Raw genomic sequence first — 15,582 nt, forward strand, 5'->3', positions numbered from 1 at the left:
TGCAGCTGGGATGTGGTGGCGATGAGCGCGCCTTATCCCGCCAGCCGCTTCAGCAGGTTGAGATCCACCTTGTAGGGCGGGTAGCGCAGTTTGAAATCAAACCGGAACGGGCGCTTCAGCACCGCCTTGTGATGGCTGAACGTGTCGAAGCCGCTTTGGCCGTGGTAACTCCCCATCCCGCTGGCGCCGACGCCGCCGAAGGGCAACTGGGGCACGCCGGCCTGCATCACCACATCATTGAGGCACACCCCGCCTGAGCTCGTTGTGGTGAGCACCTGCTGCTGCTGGGCCTCATCCCCACCGAAGAGGTAAAGCGCCAACGGTTTGGGACCTTGGCGGATCTGCTGGAGGGTTGTCGTGAGGTCGTCCAGCACCAGCATTGGCAGGAGGGGACCGAAGAGTTCCTCCGCCATCAGCGGATCGTTGCGGTCATCCACGCGGATGACGGTGGGGGCGATGCGCCGCTGCTCCCGGCTGATTTCACCTCCGATCAGGATGCGGCCGTCCGCTCTGGCGGTCTCCAGAAGCTGCTCCAGCCGATTGAACTGGCGCTCATTGATGATCTGCCCCAGTTGTTGCGAGCTGAGGGGGTCGGCGCCGTACATCTCGGTTCGGGCGGCCTCCATCGCCTGGAGCAGCGGCGAGCGCAGCTCGGGTTGCACCAGCAGGTGGTCTGGAGCGATGCAGGTCTGACCGGCATTGATCCCCTTGCCCCAGATCAGGCGCCGGGCCCCCACCGTGAGGTCGGCTCCGTCCAGAACGATGGCGGGGCTTTTGCCGCCCAGTTCCAGGGTCACTGGCGTGAGGTGTGCAGCGGCCCCCTCCAGTACCTTCCGTCCGATGCTGCCGCCACCGGTGAAAAAGATGTGGTCAAAGGGCATGGCCACCAGGTCTGCAGCCACGGCACCATCCCCCTGGACGACCTGCACCACGTCAGGGGCGAAGTGCTCAGGGATCAGTCGCGCAATGAGATCGGCAATGGCTCCGGCGTGTTCGGACGGTTTGAGTACGGCGGTGTTGCCAGCGGCCAAGGCACTGATCAAGGGCCGTAGCGTCAGTTGAAAGGGATAGTTCCAGGGGCCGATCACCAGAACGCAGCCGAGCGGCTCCGGCATCACACTGGCCTGGCCGGGTCGGAGAGAGAGGGGTACAGCGACGCGCCGAGGACGCATCCATCGCTCCAGCTGCCGCCCGGTGAGCTTGAGCTCCTGCCGCAGGGCCACCAGCTCAAAAAAGGCTTCTGTGGGTGGTTTGCCGAGGTCAGCGGCGAGGGCCTCCAGCACCTCTGATTCATGTTCCTCCACGAGGGCGGAGAGGCGTTGCAATTGCTCTCGGCGCCAGGCCAGGGGACGGGTCAGCCCCGCTCCCACAAGCTCCTGCATCCGGCTCAGTTGCGTTTGGGTGAGGGACACGGGGCTGACGATCAGGCCAGTCGGGTCTAGCAGTGGTGAATCTGCAACCGGGGGATGACCCCAGCGCTTCCGTGGTGGTCAGGGACGGTCATCTACCAGTTGATCGTTCGGAGTTATTCCGATGGGAATGGCGATGGCATCGGTGATTTCAAGGGGCTTGCGGCGCGGTTGCCTTATCTGCGCTGGCTGGGGGTTAACACCCTCTGGCTGACCCCGATTTATCCGTCCCCCTTGCGGGACGGGGGGTATGACATCACTGATTTCACCGGAATTCATCCGGATCTGGGTGATCTCGCCTCATTTCATCGGTTCCTCACGGCGGCCCACAGCCAGGGAATGCGGGTGATCTTGGACCTGGTCCTCAATCACACCAGTGACCTTCATCCCTGGTTCCAGCGCGCCCGTTGGGCTCCTAAGGGCAGTTCGGAGCGGGATGTTTACGTCTGGAGTGACGACCCGAAGCGCTACGCCGAGGCACCGGTTCTGTTCCGGCACTTCGAGGCTTCCAACTGGGAGTGGGATCCGGTTGCCGAGCAGTACTACCTGCATCGTTTCCTTCGTCATCAGCCCGATCTCAATTACGAGAATCCCTGGGTGCAGGACACGATGCTGGAGGTGGTCGACTTCTGGCTGGACCGCGGTGTGGACGGCTTTCGTCTGGATGCGGTTCCGTTCCTGTTCGAGTCAGAGGGCAGCCGCTGTGAAGGGTTGCCCGAGACCCACACCTTCCTCAAGCGGTTGCGGGAACGGGTGGATCGGCATGGCCGTGACGTGCTGTTGCTGGGCGAGGCGATTCAGCCGGTGCAAGAGGCCGCTCCATATCTGGCAGATGACGAACTGCATGGTGCGTTCAACTTCGTGCTGACGGCTCATCTGTTCGCAGCCATTGCCAGTGGCCGCATCCAGCAGCTTGGGGAGTGCCTGATGGAGGCCGAGCAGGCGGTGTGTGGTCCTCGCTGGGCTCTGCCGCTGCGCAACCACGATGAACTCTGGCTCGGGGATGGTCATCTCATCAGCGATGAGGTGATTCAGACCATTCGAGTGGGCTTGCCCCAGGGGCAGGGGCACTGGCTGAACTGGGGGATCAACCGACGCCTGGCTCCCCTCCTTAACGGTGATCCGCGCTCCAACCGGTTGCTGCATGGTCTGCTGTACAGCCTTCCGGGGATGCCTTGCCTGTATTACGGCGATGAACTGGGCATGGGCGACTGGCCCGGTTTGCGGGACCGCGATCCCAACCGCACGCCGATGGCCTGGACGCCGGCCCGCAACGGTGGCTTTTCAACCGCCCCCGATCCGTTGTTGGTGCTGCCACCGATCACAGCTCCCGGATATGACTATCGCGTGGTGAACGTGGAGGTGCAGAAGCAGCTGCCAGGGTCGCTGCTGAACTGGCACCGGCGCATGCTCACCTGCCGCCGTCTCCTGCCAGCGCTCAGGCATGGAAGCTTCCGCTTGCTCCACAGCCCCCACCCCGGGGTGTTGGTGTACCTCCGCTGCACCGAGGCGATGACGGTGCTGGTGGCCGCCAATGTCACCGCCGCAGGGGCATCCCTCAGTCTTGATCTGTCGGAGTGGGCGGGCGAGCGCACCCGTGAGGTGATGTGGGGCTGTGAGTTCCCTCCCGCCGCAGCGGAGTGGTTCGTGAATCTTCCGCCCTACGGATTCAATTGGTGGCTGATCGGGGAGGTGGAACCCGCCGCGACGCCGGCTTGATCCAGGAGGGCATCGACCTGGGGCCTGAGCCGTTCGGCATCGTCCAGGTCCACCATGGCCAGCCGGCAGCGGCGGGCCAGCACATCGCTGCTGCTGCGTGCATGTTCCCGCTGAATGGCGTGGTCCAGTTCGGCTGCACAGAGGGGGATCACCGTGCTGAGGGGCTCGCGCTGGCTCGCCTCGGCTGGTTCGATCAAGGCCACAGCATCCAAGCCGTAGGTGCTTTGGAGATGGGCGACTTGCGCGGTTCGTAGGGGGGTGTCCGGAAGCAGAGCTTCGAGTTGGTGGCTTTGACGTTGAAGGCCGTCCAAGGTCGCTTGCAACGACTCCGCTGCACCCCGAAGCGGCATCGGTTCAGGCTTAGGTAGAGGCCGCCCGAGCTGGCGTTCCACCGCGGCCAGGGTGTCCTCGGCCATGGGGCGGCAGGTGGTCCATTTGCCTCCCATCACGCTCACCAGGCCGCAGCTCAGGGTTTCCACCTCGTGTTCCCGCACCACACGGCTGCTGTCCATGCCCTGGTCGGCTGGCTTCAGCAGCGGTCGTCCCCCCGCCCAACGGCTGGTCACCTTCGGATTCTGGAGTTGGGGAAACCAGTCGCGCACGTAGTCGAGCAGGTAGCTCTCCTCCTCAGGTGAGGGGGATGTGGCGCTCTCCTTCGTGCAGGCTTCATCCGTGGTTCCCACCAGCGTGCGGCCGTGGAAGGGGAGCATGAACAGCACGCGTCCATCCGCGGTGGATGGCACCAGAAGCCCAAGACCCTCTGGGCAGAGGGTCTGCTCCAGCACGATGTGTGAGCCACGGCTGGTGAGCATCCGTGGTGGGGCATCAGCCTCCGCCATCTGTCGGATCTCATCAGTGCGAATGCCTGTGGCATTCACGAACGCCGATGCACACCATCGCTCCCGTTGGCCATTCGCAGATTCGCTGATGGCTGCCTTGAGCTGGCCTGTTGCGTCCGTTTCCAGTTGCACCACCCGACAACGGGTGCGCAGCGTTGCCCCCCGCTGTTCGGCTGTGAGGCCCAACAGCAGGTTGAGGCGTGCATCGTCGAACTGCCCATCGCTGTAGGCCACGCCGCCTTGACATTCTTTCAACAGAGGCAGGGCCTGAAGCATTTGCTGCTGCGACAGCAGACGGCTGTGGCCGATGCTTCGCTGACCTGCCAGGGCGTCGTACATCCCCAGCCCAAGCCGGTAATAGGCCTGTTCACAGAGGTGTTGTGTGGGTAGGGCCAGCTCGAGCCGGCGGGCCAAGAATGGAGCCTGTGCCAACCAGTGGCTGCGTTCGAGCAGGGCTTCTCGCACCAGCCTGAGCTGAGCCAGGTCCAGGGTTTTGAAGGCCAGCTCCAGATAGCGCACCCCTCCATGGAGCAACTTCGTGCTGCGGCAACTGGTGCCGCCGCCCACATCCCCGGCCTCCAGCAGGGCCACGCTGAGGCCTCGCCGCGTGGCCTCATAGGCCACGCTCGCGCCACTGGCACCAGCCCCGATGACCAGCAGGTCCACCTGTTGATCAGCCATGCCACCCCAGGCTTCTGGTCACGGCGTCCTGCCAGCGTGCGCGCCAGCGGCTGCGCTGGGATTCGTCCATCTGGGGCTGAAATCGTTCCGCGCCGTCACTCCGCGCGGTCGCGAGATGTTCCAGGTTGCTGATCACCCCCGCTTGCAGGCCTGCGAACAGCGCTACGCCCCGTGCGGTGCTCTCAAGGCTGGCGGGCCGCCGGACCGTCAGCCCTGTGCAATCTGCCTGCGCCTGCAAGAGGGGATCGGAGGCAGCGGCGCCACCATCCACGGCGAGTTCTCCCAGGCTGGTGCCGAGGGCCTGTTCCGCAAGGTCCACCAATGTCGCCACCGATAGGGCGATTCCTTCCAGAGCCGCACGGGCGATGTGACCGCGCCCACTGTCACGGGTGAGGCCCACCAGAACACCGCGAGCCTGGGGATCCCAGTGCGGTGTCCCCCAGCCGGTGAAGGCGGGCACGAGCATCACACCTCCCGAATCCGGCACAGAACGCGCCAGGTCGTTGACCTGAGGGGCCTGATCAATGATCTGCAGCCCGTCCCGCAGCCACTGGATCACGGTGCCGGCGTTAAACAGACTCCCCTCAAGGCAGAAGCTGGGCTTGCCGGTGGCATCGGTCCAGCCGAGGGTGCTCAGCAGACCCGCATCCGAGCGACGGAGCACGTCGCCGGTGTTGATCACCAGAAAGGCCCCCGTCCCGTAGGTGCACTTTCCTTCCCCGGGTTGGAGGCACAGCTGGCCAAGGGTGGCGGCCTGTTGGTCGCCGAGCATCGCCTGAATCGGTAGGCCTGCAAAAGGCAGATCTGATCCAATGTGCCCGAACTCCCCGCGGCAGGGCAGCAGCTCCGGCAGAGCGTTGGCGGGTAGCCCTGTTGGGGTTCGGAAGTCATCCACCCAGCGCTGCTGCTCCAGATCCATCAACAGCGTTCGGCTGGCATTGCTCATGTCGCTGCCGTGGCGCTGGCCACCCGTGAGCTGCCAGAGCAGCCAGCTCTCCACCGTTCCGAAACAGAGGTCATCGCTGGCCGCAGCGGATTGGGCGTCGTCGTAGTGATCGAGCATCCAGCGGATCTTGCTGGCACTGAAATAAGGGTCGAGTAGCAAGCCCGTGCGTCGGCGCCACTCCTGCTCCAGACCCTGCTGCTTCCAGGCCTCGCAGATGGCGGCGGTGCGGCCGTCCTGCCAGACGAGGGCCGGTCCGCAGGGGAGGCCGCTGCTGCGTCGCCAGAGCACGGTGGTTTCCCGTTGGTTGGTGATGCCGCAGCTCACCACCGCCTTGCGCTGCCCATCGCTGAGTTTTGAGTCAAGTTGCACCAAGGCCTGCCGCTGGCTGGTCCAAATCGCCATCGGGTCCTGTTCCACCCATCCATCGGCGGGGTAGGAAATTGGCAGCGGTGCACTGGCGCTGATCACCAGATCCCCCGAGCTACTGAACAGCGCTGCCCTGGAGCTGCTGGTGCCCTGATCGAGGGCCAGAAGAAGAGGCTGTTCAGCCATGGCCAATGTCTTTCTCTCCTGCTAGCCAGGAGATGGCTGACTGCAAAGGTTTTGGGAGCGATTACTCCGTTTCGAGACCCACCCGCTTGGGTTGCCGATGCGGTGATCTATCAGATCTTTCCCGACCGTTTCCGGCGGAGTGGACGGGTCGATGCCCAGCGTCATCTCGCTCTGAAGCCGTGGGGGGCCGACCCTCGGGAAGAGGGATTTCAGGGCGGTGATCTCTATGGCGTGATTGATGCTCTTGGTGAGCTTCAAGGCATGGGCATCACTTGCCTTTATCTCACGCCCATCTTCAGCTCAGCCGCCAACCATCGCTATCACGCCTACGACTACTTCGAGGTTGATCCTCTTTTGGGGGGCAACGCAGCCCTTACGGAACTCATCGACGCTGTGCACCAGCGCGGCATGAAGCTGGTTCTGGACGGTGTGTTCAACCATTGTGGCCGCGGCTTTTGGGCCTTTCATCACGTGGTGGAGAACGGTGCGGATTCGCCGTACCGGGATTGGTTCCATGTGCACCGCTGGCCCCTCCAGCCCTATCCCGCTGAAGGCGAGGACTGCGGATACGACTGCTGGTGGGCACTGCCTGATCTGCCCAAGTTCAACCATGGGAACCCTGGGGTCCGGGAGCATCTTCTGGCGGTCGGCCGTCACTGGCTTGAACGGGGGATCGATGGTTGGCGTCTCGACGTTCCAGCAGAGGTCCCTGCGGATTTCTGGGTGGAGTTTCGGCAGATGGTTCGTTCCACCAACCCGGATGCCTGGATTGTTGGAGAAGTGTGGGGTGACGCGACGACATGGCTGCAGGGCGACCACTTCGATGGCGTCATGAACTATCGGCTTGGTTGGAGCAGCATTTGCTGGGCAGCCGGTGAGACGCTGCGTCAGGACTATCGCAACCCTGAATACCCCCTTGATCCCCTGGATGGCCAGGCCCTGTTGCCCATCTGGACGGCGACAGCGAGCTCCTATCGGGATGTGGTGAACAGGGCTCAGATGAACCTGCTCGACAGCCATGACGTCCCCCGCGCGCTTCACAGCCTCAGCAATGACCAGGCTGCCCTGAAGTTGGCACTGCTGCTGCTCTTCCTTCACCCAGGAGCGCCCTGCATCTACTACGGGACGGAAGCTGCTCTTGCAGGTGGTCCTGAACCAGGCCCATCCGGCGGGCCCGGACCAGCTTGCCGTGAGGCTTTTCCCTGGGATGTTCCCTGGACAGCGGACCTTCGTCCTTTCATGCGATCTCTCGCGGAACTCCGTCGAGCCCATGGAGCTCTGCGTCGGGATGGCCTGCAGTGGTCAGTCCATGGAACTGACGGACTGGAGGGAGTCGCGGATGGCCTACGGGTTCTGATCAACCGCAGTCGCTCAGAACACCTGCCCTTCTCCCTGGAGCCCGACAGTTCCATGCTCTGGACCCTCGGATCAGCCGACAGCCGAGGTCTTGGTCTGCAATCAGCAGTTGTCCTCGGGTCGAGAGAAGTCTCCCCTGGTGCCGAGGGGAGCAAGTAAGCCCTTGTCGAGACTTGAACTCGAGACCTCTCCCTTACCAAGGGAGTGCTCTACCGCTGAGCTACAAGGGCATGTGGAGGATGGGCCGGGTTGGATTTGAACCAACGTAGGCAGAGCCAGCGGATTTACAGTCCGCCCCCATTAACCACTCGGGCACCGACCCGAACCACACCGCAAGAACTTACCAGTCGGTGTGTCCTTCCCCACGATCTCGATACGATCTGGCGAACTGAGGCGGCCTACAGCCATGCACGTTCTGCTGCTGAACGGTCCAAATCTGAACCTGTTGGGCCAGCGTGAGCCAGGGATCTATGGCCAGTCCTCTCTGGCTGATATCGAGGCAGCACTGACCCGAGAGGCGGCGCAAGAATCAATCCAACTGGACTGTTTCCAAAGCAATTTCGAAGGTGCCCTGGTGGATCGGATTCACCAGGCGATGGGGCGTAGCGATGGAATCCTGATCAACGCTGGGGCTTACACCCACACGTCCATCGCGATTCGCGATGCCCTTGCCGGTGTTGCAATCCCCTACGTGGAACTTCATCTGAGCAACACCCACGCTCGGGAAGATTTTCGCCATCACTCGTTTCTTGCCGAGCGCGCCGTCGGTGTCGTCTGCGGATTCGGACCAGCGAGCTACAGCCTTGCTTTGAAAGGATTGCTCAGCCACCTGAGGCCGAACGCATGACCCTCACCGTGCCGCCGAAAACGGTCGCGTCGATTCGCTGGTTGGCTGCGCCCACCAGTTGGAGCTGGGTGGAGCAGGCCAATGCCCGGCCGATGGAGGTGTTGATCGATCACGCCCACTGCGAACGCAAAGCTGCTGGTGCTGCGGTGCAGATGATGTTCCGCTATCTCTGTGAACCGGGTCTGGGTGAAGCGCTCAGCCCTCTGGCGCGGGAAGAGCTGGAGCACTTCGAGCAGGTGCTGGCGCTGATCAAAGCGCGGGGGCGCTACCTGGAGCCGCTGCCTTCTCCGGGCTATGGCGCTGAGCTCGCGCGGCAAATTCGCAAAGGTGAGCCGCAGAGAATGCTCGATTCCTTTCTTGTTGCAGGGCTGATCGAAGCCCGCAGCCATGAGCGCATGGCTCTGCTGGCGGAGCACAGTCCGGATCCCCAGCTTCGTGAGCTTTACAGCGATCTACTGGCCAGTGAGGCACGCCATTTCGGCCTCTACTGGGTGCTGTGTGAGCAGCGTTATCCGCGCGAGGTGATCACGGAAAGGCTGGATCAACTCGCTGCTGCCGAGGCTCATGCTCTGGTGGGTGAACTGGAGCATCCAGAGAACGTGCGGATGCACTCCAGCGGCATTAAGCTCAATCCTTAAGTAGAACCGTCTTATTATTTTCTTCCGACTTTTGAAGAAAATATATCGAATAGGTTAAGTTCGAATTCCCTGGATACGTTGAGAATTGACCATTCTCTAACTGACTGTGGCTCAAACGATTTCCCAGGCTTCACAGGCTCTTGATTCGACCCTCCAGAAGCAGCTCACTGCTCTCTATACTTCAGATACGAACGGAACATTTCAATCCACTGGGCAAAACGGCTCTACAATTGTTTACCCGCAGGGAACCGTCAGCTCAAACGTTAATGATGGCTATTACTATCCATCTTTTCAGTCGTTTGATGTCACGGTGACAAATAACGATGGAACTTATTCCACTGGGCCGGGGACTTTAACAAGTTACCTGAACGGAATGTACGGCACAATGGTGTATGCCGTTAGTGCTTCCGATCAGCAGCAACAGAACTCAAACGCTAATGCGCAAACCTCCAACATTAATACGTTTTTTGGAGGAAGTTGGAGTTCCGGGTTTGGGTCGAACAGTACGACATATTCAAATAACGAAGACTCCCAATGGAGTTGGGTGACGGGTCAGGCTAACGGTATTGCCAACATCGGCGAATCTCAGAAATTCGCTATGATCCAAAACTCTCTGCAGTGGGTATGCTTGCAGGCAACAATGTCTAGCAATGCATCTGTAGCTCTTCAAAAGAGTTATCAGAATTACTCATTTTCCGAGCTCCAGACAGCCGTTAACGGTGGAACATTTAAGTATACCGATATTTTTACAGGATTGCTGACTGCAGAGGGTGAACAGAACCCATGGACGCAGCAGATGTATACCTCCTATCAGACACTTAATAATGAGATCACTAATAATTCTAAGAATTCCCAGGACGCTGCGATGAACAGCGGTATTATTAATACCGCTGGCAGTTATCTGGCGAATTACGTAACTGGCAATGATAGCCAGATGGCGGATTCAAATTATGCAACGGTTTACACAGATGGGCAGGGATCAAACCAATATCCTGGTTATCTGCCACAAGTAACGTACAGCAAAACTCCTCAAGCTGTTGCATCCATTATCACGGATACATCTGGCAGTGGTGACAGTGTTTCTGCGGGTGTTTATACAGCAGACGGTAGCTCGAATACGGTCAATATTGGTTCTAGCTCTTCATCCAGCTCGTCTGTCACGGCGACTGCTTCTGATTGGTTCTGGACGACATCTGTTTCGGCTTCGATGAGTTCTTCGAACCAGCAGTCGTTCAGTTCATATGATTCTGCCGCTGCTGCTACGACAGGAACATTTGATTACGGTAATCTTTCCTACCAGAGCTGGGATATTCCTCAGACAGGCAACAACGCCTGGTTGTTGGTCACACAGATTCAACAAGCCGTCGCTAACAGCACGCCGTATGTTTATTCCCCAAGTTTTGGAGGTGGGTACGGCTGGACCAACTCGCAAGATGCTTCGACTTATACAGCGGAAGGTTTGAGCTACATGAAATCCCTTGCATTCTCAGGGGATCCCACCACAACGATCACGGTTCAATCTAATTCCAATGGCTCGACTTATTGGTCTGAGAGCAATTATTCAAGTTCCAGTTACGCTGCATCAGGTGGCTTCTCTTTTGGTGATTGGTTTGGAGGGGTAGGTGTTGGTGCATCAACTAGCAGCAGTTCGACGTATGCAGATGCTCAAAGTAGCTCAACGTGGAATGCTGCTTCCAACACAGCAACTCTGGTCAGCCAGCCGTTAGGTCCTATTGCCACAACGGTGAACAATCCAAATGCTGGTTATCCTGCGATGCAGGTTGGTGCAGGAATTGTTGATGTGGTTGCAGCCAACTCTAATTACAGCTCTTCTGCATCTTCCAGAGGAAAGGTCAAAACGAATTGGCATAATGTTGACCCTGCCAATAGTGGTAAGAACATCAGGATGGACGCCGAAGACAATATTGTCTTTGGAAGTTCAAAGCGGGATGTTATTAAGGCTTCTAAAGGTGATGATGAGCTCTTTGGTCACTCTGGCCGTGATGTGCTCAGTGGTGGTAAGGGCGATGACTTTCTCTCAGGCGGTAAAGGCAAAGATACTTACCAGGGTGGACCTGGTAAAGATTACTATGAACTGAATGCTGATCACTTTGGAACAGGCTTGATTACAATTATGGACTTTAACCCAAGGCGCGATACTCTCTGGTTTGTGCATGTTAACGATGATCTGTTGACTACAAAAAATAAGGGTATTTACTATGATGGCGAAAAAGTGGCTAAAATTTCTAATCTCAATAAAGTCCAAGTAGCTTCTATTGTTGAGGACAATTCGTCCTTCGTTGGTTGATCTAATTCCTCAAGATTAACTTCTTTGTTTCAGGCGTCTGCCGAGAGGTAGGCGCTTTTTCTTTACTTGATTTCGCATATTCTCAAGATGGTAGTTCAAAGTGTCAGCGAGGCTATTGATCTAGTTCTTCAGGACAACGTGCAGGCGTTATACGGTAATCTTCAGCCTGGGCTTCAATTTCAAACTGTAGGCGCGGGTGGTAGTCAATTGGTATATCCACAAGGAACCCTAGAGGTTGACTCTGTTGCACAATATTACTATCCAACTTTTGCTAGTTTTAATAAGCGCGTAAATATTGGAGACGGCCCTAGTTTTCAGGTTTCAAGTGCGAATTTTGCCTCCTACTTGGGGCAGTTTTATTCGACGCTTGTGTATGGACTGTCTAGTGCTCAATATCAGCAATTAGCAGATGAGCAGAATCAGCAAAATCAGTCAATCAGTGACTTGTTTCAATCCATGATTGGTGGGTTGGGGGTCGAATCACCATTGTGGGCTGAAGCGGGTGGATTGCAGTCGTCATGGTCTTGGCCAAGCATTCAGTACGGATTTGACGATCCGGAGACGCCAAGCGATCAAGACTTGCCTGTCAACACGCAATGGTCTGTCTTGACCAATTCCATTTCATACATTTGCAAAGTTGCATCAATTAATAGCTCTATCGCTCTACAGCCTGCCTACCAATCAATCCCCTGGTCTTCCCTCTCGTCTCAATTGTCGGGGGGATTGATCGATAACTGGGATCTGGTCTTTACGGAAGACTTGACGAGCGATTTCAAGAATCCTTGGGATAATGATTCGTATCAAGACTACAAGAATATTCTGTGGAGCCTGGATCAATCAAGTCAGTTGGTGACGGATCAAGCCGTGTACTCCGCTGAGGTGAATAGTGCATCTTCTTATTTGAATAATTACATCACTGGAAATGAATTGCAGTTGGAGAATAATTCTTTGTACGTTGAAGTTGCAAATGCATCCACGAGTGGATATCCGTCAGTTATCCCTTCTGTGTCTTATTATTATACGTCAGATTATGTTCAATTCATTCTGGATGGTTTGGGGGACACGATTTCGATGCAAACGTTGGCAGTAGATTCTGCTGATTTTGAAGGTGTTGACATAACATCCCAAGGTGTTTCGGATCAGCGTGCTCAGTCCAGTATTAATGATTGGGGATTTGTTCAAAATAGTTCGAATGGATCTGCCTCAGGACAGACCGATATCAGTTCTTATGATGCTACGGTTTCTGTTGTTTCTGGAGCTTTTGATTTCGAAAACGTTGGTGTTCAGTTATGGCTCCCTGTCACGCAGGGCAATTCTGCTTGGTTGTTAGTCGATGCAATTCAAGATGCTGTGGATAATCAGACGCCATATATTTATTCCTCAAATTTTCAAGGGGGATATGGCTGGACAAGTAGTAGTGATGCGCAGGTATTTACAGAGCAGGGTGTTGCATATATTTCTGCCATAGTATACGCGGGGTCCGCGGTTTCCACGATAACGGGCGAGTCTTCTGATATTCAGATGTGGTCTCAGTCAGCACTTGATTCTGCTGGTTTAAGTACCAATCTGGGTGTCAATTTTGCGGATTGGTACGGTTCCTCCATCACGAGTTCTCAATCTTCTGCTCAGAATGTTGAGTCGAACTTGTCGACGATAGCTAGCCAATCTGGTTCACAGTTTCAGCTCGTGAGTAACCCTATGGGGCCAATATCATCTCTGGGTGCAACTCCTGCGGGCGGTATGCCCGCAGTTCAATTGGCTATGGGGTTTCAAGTAATTGCTGAGCCCAACAGTGCCTATGATCAATCAGGGTCTCAAAATCGCACTTTTAGGGCATCCAGTCCCAAGCGTTCAAAGGCTCGGCGGTGCTCCTGTGCAGCTGATGTGATCGAAGACAGTTTATGGGTTTGGGCCAGTCAAAAAAAATCATGCAAAAAGATTATTCTCAATGATGACGATAATATTTTGTTCGGATCGCGTTCTCGGGATCATGCCAGAGGTTCCGACGGAGATGATGATTTATTTGGGCATGAACGTGCCGATATCTTAAAAGGTGGACGTGGGAGTGATTTCATATCCGGTGGTGTCGGTGTGAATCAGCTTCACGGTGGAGCTGGGCCTGATTCTTTTGAATTTGATGCGCATAATTTTTCAAAAGGTTTTAAGCATAAAATTAAAGATTTTAAGACCCATAAAGACGTTCTTTGGTTTACAAAAGGTTGGCAGCCGTCACAGATTACTGTAAGGAATAATAAATTGCGTTTTGCGGATAAAACGATTGGCATCTTGGAAGGTCTGCAAAAGAGTGAAGTTATCGCTGCTTTAGAGGACGCGGTGTTTCTCTAGTGATCTATTTTGGCTGTGTTTATAAGTATGCTCTCCATTCCTTACTTGCTCTTTTTTCACTATCCAATGTTAACTGATTTTTCTTGCAATATCTTGTATTGAGCTTATTGCTTGTGTTTTTGCATTATCTTTTGTTCTATTTTGCTGCGCGTTGTTTGGGTGGTTTTTGTTTGACCTGAATCCAATATTCTTCTCTCTGCTTTGATTTGTTGTGCTGTCTGGGCTTTGATGGGGGCGAGTTGGTGTTGAGAATCAAGAAGTAAGGCTGTTGCAGCTCGTGACGGCGGCCTCCAGTGCAGCAATCCTCGTGCTTTGCAGATTTGTGAAGCCAAAGTCACGTAAGCGGCGTTGCAAAGCTGGTTTGGCTCCAGCAACAATGGTTTGCCGTCCCAGGTTCTGTGCTTCATCGATCATTCGTTCGATAGCCAATGTGGCGGTAATTCCTATACGGGGAACATTGGTTAAATCCAGGATCAGGCATTTGCAGGTTCTAATTTTTCCTATGCGTGAAGATATCCCTTTAGCGGCGCCGAAGCTGAGGGGGCCATCCAGTCGGAAGTACATCAGCTGATCCCCGCAGGACCGGATCAGGTCTTTTTCGTGTTCCGTGAGGTTGTGATGTTGTTGGTCCTTGTGGTTCTCCGGATTGGCTTGATCAATTTCATCCAGTTGTACCTGGGTGATCGAATCGACAGTCAACAGATTGGCCACGAACATCCCCACCAACACGCCCCAGATCAGGTCCCAGAACACAGTCATCAACAGAACGGCGTACATCAGGGCGGCCGTTTTCGCTGACAGGCGATGGGCGCGCAGCAGAAAGCCCCAGTCGATGATGTCAAGCCCGACTTTGATCAGGATCCCCGCAAGCAGTGCCGTGGGGATCTGGGCTGCGAGAGGTCCTGCCCCCAGCAGCACGAGCAGAAGAACAAGGGAATGGGTCATGCCTGACCAGGGCGTCTGTCCCCCGGACTTGATGTTGATGACCGTTCGCATCGTGGCTCCAGCGCCCGGGAGGCCAGACAGGAACCCGGCCGCTGTGTTGGCGATTCCCTGGCCGATCAGTTCACGGTTGGAGTCGTGGTTGGTCTGGGTGATGTTGTCGGCCACCAGGGAGGTGAGCAACGAGTCGATGGCCCCTAGCAGAGCGAGAACCATCCCCGCTTTCACCAGCTCCGGCAGGTGCCGGCTGAAATCGGGTATCACCAGTTGCAAGCCGCCTCCGGGGATCGCTCCGATCCGGGCGATGGGTTCAAGGCCGAGTTCCAGCAGCCGGTTGTCGTTGAACAGCACCAACGACAACGGCGTCACGATCAGCAGCGCCAGCAGAGGCGTCGGCACCCATTGACGGACGCGGAGAGGGGTTAGAAACACCACCGCGAGCGTCATCAATCCAACGGCGAGAGCGGCAGGATTCCAGCTTGGTGAGCTGATCAGCGATTGGAGTGATGCAACGACGCCGCCCCGCGTGCTCACCCCAATGAAGGGCCCGAGTTGCAGCACCAGGATGATGAAACCGATTCCCGACATGAAGCCGGAGACCACCGAATAGGGCACCAGGGTGATGAAGCGCCCCAGCCGCAGCACCCCAAGCAGGGCCTCAAACACACCACCGATGACCACGGCGGCCATGACCAGCGGCAGCATCTCGCCGGCACTTAGGTCACGACTGATTCCGACAGCGGCCAGGCTGGACACAATGCCCGCCACGGTGACGCTCATCGGTCCGGTGGGTCCGCTGACCTGGGCGGGAGTTCCCCCAAGCAGGGCCGCCAGAAATCCGGTAACGATGGCGCCGTAGAGGCCATAAATGGCGCCTCCTGGCCCAAGAGCCGCATTGCCGAAGGCCAGGGCGAGGGGCAACGCGACCACAGCTGCCGTCAGGCCTCCGAGCAGGTCGCCTCGGATGTTGCGTTGATGCAGACCGTTAATCAGAGCCAT

Annotated in this window: 10 protein-coding genes and 2 tRNA genes; 6 read left to right on the top strand and 6 right to left on the bottom strand. The window is 56.9% G+C overall.

From position 1 onward, the window contains the following. Window positions 1–32: 32 nt before the first annotated feature. Complete coding sequence (locus tag SynPROSU1_RS02895) at window positions 33–1,412, bottom strand: aldehyde dehydrogenase family protein (RefSeq protein ID WP_186571429.1); 1,380 nt, start codon at window positions 1,410–1,412, stop codon at window positions 33–35. A gap of 54 nt (window positions 1,413–1,466) precedes the next feature. Between SynPROSU1_RS02895 and SynPROSU1_RS02900 the strand changes: the two genes are divergently transcribed. After that, entirely contained in the window at window positions 1,467–3,128 is a 1,662-nt protein-coding gene (locus tag SynPROSU1_RS02900) for an alpha-amylase family protein (RefSeq protein WP_186571430.1), read from the top strand. Here SynPROSU1_RS02900 and SynPROSU1_RS02905 read toward each other — a convergent pair. Next, window positions 3,071–4,648 carry a glycerol-3-phosphate dehydrogenase/oxidase gene (locus tag SynPROSU1_RS02905; protein WP_186571431.1) on the bottom strand — a complete coding sequence of 526 codons (1,578 nt, stop codon included), beginning with the start codon at window positions 4,646–4,648 and terminating at the stop codon, window positions 3,071–3,073. The two genes, SynPROSU1_RS02900 and SynPROSU1_RS02905, sit on opposite strands and share 58 nt — an antisense overlap. Next, complete coding sequence (locus SynPROSU1_RS02910) at window positions 4,641–6,146, bottom strand: glycerol kinase (protein WP_186571432.1); 1,506 nt, start codon at window positions 6,144–6,146, stop codon at window positions 4,641–4,643. Before SynPROSU1_RS02910 ends, SynPROSU1_RS02905 begins: the two co-directional genes overlap by 8 nt. A 51-nt stretch (window positions 6,147–6,197) precedes the next feature. Between SynPROSU1_RS02910 and SynPROSU1_RS02915 the strand changes: the two genes are divergently transcribed. Beyond that, window positions 6,198–7,661, top strand: coding sequence for a glycoside hydrolase family 13 protein (locus SynPROSU1_RS02915; protein ID WP_186571433.1), 1,464 nt, complete (start codon window positions 6,198–6,200; stop codon window positions 7,659–7,661). Here SynPROSU1_RS02915 and SynPROSU1_RS02920 read toward each other — a convergent pair. Both SynPROSU1_RS02920 and SynPROSU1_RS02925 read right to left on the bottom strand, forming a co-directional pair. After that, window positions 7,661–7,732 (bottom strand) — tRNA-Thr (locus tag SynPROSU1_RS02920). The two genes, SynPROSU1_RS02915 and SynPROSU1_RS02920, sit on opposite strands and share 1 nt — an antisense overlap. A 10-nt stretch (window positions 7,733–7,742) precedes the next feature. Then, window positions 7,743–7,824 (bottom strand) — tRNA-Tyr (locus SynPROSU1_RS02925). Between the two features lie 84 nt (window positions 7,825–7,908). Between SynPROSU1_RS02925 and aroQ the strand changes: the two genes are divergently transcribed. The 4 genes from aroQ (at window position 7,909) to SynPROSU1_RS02945 (ending at window position 13,641) form a co-directional block, all read left to right on the top strand. After that, entirely contained in the window at window positions 7,909–8,349 is a 441-nt protein-coding gene (gene aroQ / locus SynPROSU1_RS02930; protein WP_186571434.1) for a type II 3-dehydroquinate dehydratase, read from the top strand. Beyond that, complete coding sequence (locus SynPROSU1_RS02935) at window positions 8,346–8,987, top strand: tRNA-(ms[2]io[6]A)-hydroxylase (protein ID WP_186571435.1); 642 nt, start codon at window positions 8,346–8,348, stop codon at window positions 8,985–8,987. The genes aroQ and SynPROSU1_RS02935 overlap by 4 nt, the downstream gene beginning before the upstream one ends. Before the next feature lie 106 nt (window positions 8,988–9,093). Continuing rightward, entirely contained in the window at window positions 9,094–11,295 is a 2,202-nt protein-coding gene (locus SynPROSU1_RS02940; protein WP_186571436.1) for a hypothetical protein, read from the top strand. Window positions 11,296–11,382: 87 nt separating this feature from the next. After that, window positions 11,383–13,641 carry a hypothetical protein gene (locus tag SynPROSU1_RS02945; protein WP_186571437.1) on the top strand — a complete coding sequence of 753 codons (2,259 nt, stop codon included), beginning with the start codon at window positions 11,383–11,385 and terminating at the stop codon, window positions 13,639–13,641. 252 nt (window positions 13,642–13,893) lie between these two features. Here the strand turns inward: SynPROSU1_RS02945 and SynPROSU1_RS02950 are convergent, their stop codons facing one another. After that, window positions 13,894–15,582, bottom strand: coding sequence for a SulP family inorganic anion transporter (locus SynPROSU1_RS02950; protein WP_186571438.1), 1,689 nt, complete (start codon window positions 15,580–15,582; stop codon window positions 13,894–13,896).

Source organism: Synechococcus sp. PROS-U-1 (genome assembly GCF_014279755.1).
In the GTDB taxonomy this organism is placed as follows: Bacteria; Cyanobacteriota; Cyanobacteriia; order PCC-6307; family Cyanobiaceae; genus Parasynechococcus.

Bases quoted from the DNA above. Each gene is read 5' to 3' on its own strand.
- SynPROSU1_RS02900 (WP_186571430.1), top strand. From the start codon at position 1,467: ATGACCCCAGCGCTTCCGTGGTGGTCAGGGACGGTCATCTACCAGTTG.
- SynPROSU1_RS02905 (WP_186571431.1), bottom strand. From the start codon at position 4,648: ATGGCTGATCAACAGGTGGACCTGCTGGTCATCGGGGCTGGTGCCAGT.
- SynPROSU1_RS02910 (WP_186571432.1), bottom strand. From the start codon at position 6,146: ATGGCTGAACAGCCTCTTCTTCTGGCCCTCGATCAGGGCACCAGCAGC.
- aroQ (WP_186571434.1), top strand. From the start codon at position 7,909: ATGCACGTTCTGCTGCTGAACGGTCCAAATCTGAACCTGTTGGGCCAG.
- SynPROSU1_RS02935 (WP_186571435.1), top strand. From the start codon at position 8,346: ATGACCCTCACCGTGCCGCCGAAAACGGTCGCGTCGATTCGCTGGTTG.
- SynPROSU1_RS02945 (WP_186571437.1), top strand. From the start codon at position 11,383: ATGGTAGTTCAAAGTGTCAGCGAGGCTATTGATCTAGTTCTTCAGGAC.
- SynPROSU1_RS02950 (WP_186571438.1), bottom strand. From the start codon at position 15,582: ATGGCTCTGATTAACGGTCTGCATCAACGCAACATCCGAGGCGACCTG.